The 1128-nt window shown below is 39.1% G+C and carries 1 protein-coding gene; it reads left to right on the forward strand.

Features of this window, described 5'->3' with window-relative positions; genetic code table 11:
- The first annotated feature begins 97 nt into the window (after positions 1-97).
- A complete protein-coding gene (locus ACQV2G_RS09090; RefSeq protein ID WP_428876644.1) occupies positions 98-1042 on the forward strand; it encodes a DDE-type integrase/transposase/recombinase in 945 nt (314 codons plus the stop codon).
- Positions 1043-1128 lie beyond the last annotated feature (86 nt).

The raw sequence follows: 1128 nt of genomic DNA on the forward strand, positions 1-1128 counted from the left end.
TGTTAGACGATAATACATATGTGACATAAAACAAATAAAAATAGGGAGCTTCTGTTACACTAAAGATATACAAACAACTTAGCGAAAGGAAGCTCCCATGAAAAATATTATAACAGAAGAAATGCGATTAAGAAAAAGAATTGTAGAGTATGCCATCGAACATGATAATAATGCAGCAGCAGCTCGGCGTTATCATACGTCTCGACAAAATGTAAAACGTTGGCGTGATCGATATGACGGAAGTTGGGAGAGTATAAGAAATCAATCACGACGTCCTCACTCACACCCTAATCAGCATACCGCTAACGAACATCAAATAATCAAAGCAAAATATCAACGCTATGGTCATGAAGGGCTCGCGGAAGTTTATGTTCAATGTCAGCGTGAAGGTTATTCACGTAGTTATGATAGTATGTGCAAACAGATTCGTGAGCAGGGTTGGAATAAGAGCGTAGCGGATGCTAAGAAAAAATATCCCAAGTCTAGATGGAAACCGACCCAAGTAACTTATCCAGGCGAAAAGGTACAAATCGATATCAAATATGTGCCCATGCATTGTCTTAAGTTTGATTCGAAAGGCATTCGTTATTATCAAATCACAGCGATCGATGAGTATTCGCGCAAACGCTACTGTGAGATTGTGGATGAAAAAACGGTCACCAATACCGCTTTATTTTTATTAGAGTTAGAAGCGTGTCTAGGCTTTGATATCACGAAGGTTCAAACAGATAATGGGCGTGAATTTACCAATGATCCAGATGTTACCGATAAACTAACCATCTTTGAGGAGATATTAGAGAGTAAGGAGATAGAGTATCTCAAGACCCGTCCCTATTCTCCATGGCAGAACGGCATAGTTGAAAGAAGTCACCGAGAAGATGGGGAACGATTCTACAATCGTCGAGAATTTAAGAGTGTGCAAGAATTGAAGAAAGCACATCGTCGATATGTGAACCGAGGCAATAATATCCATCGAAAGGTTTTAAATTTTAAGAGTCCCAATGAAGTAGTACGCGAATACTTTAGGAACAAGCCTGCTTAGTCTTTCTTAATGATCTCAAATTCTTTACTTTTGTCAAGGATCGCTCCGCTTTCCTCTTTGACAAAAGTAAAGAATTTGAGGGCTAG

This window comes from Facklamia sp. P12955, from assembly GCF_050409565.1.
Taxonomy (GTDB): domain Bacteria; phylum Bacillota; class Bacilli; order Lactobacillales; family Aerococcaceae; genus Facklamia.

What these genes read in the sequence shown, in the direction of transcription:
- ACQV2G_RS09090 (WP_428876644.1), top strand. Translation starts at nt 98, where the DNA reads ATGAAAAATATTATAACAGAAGAAATGCGATTAAGAAAAAGAATTGTA.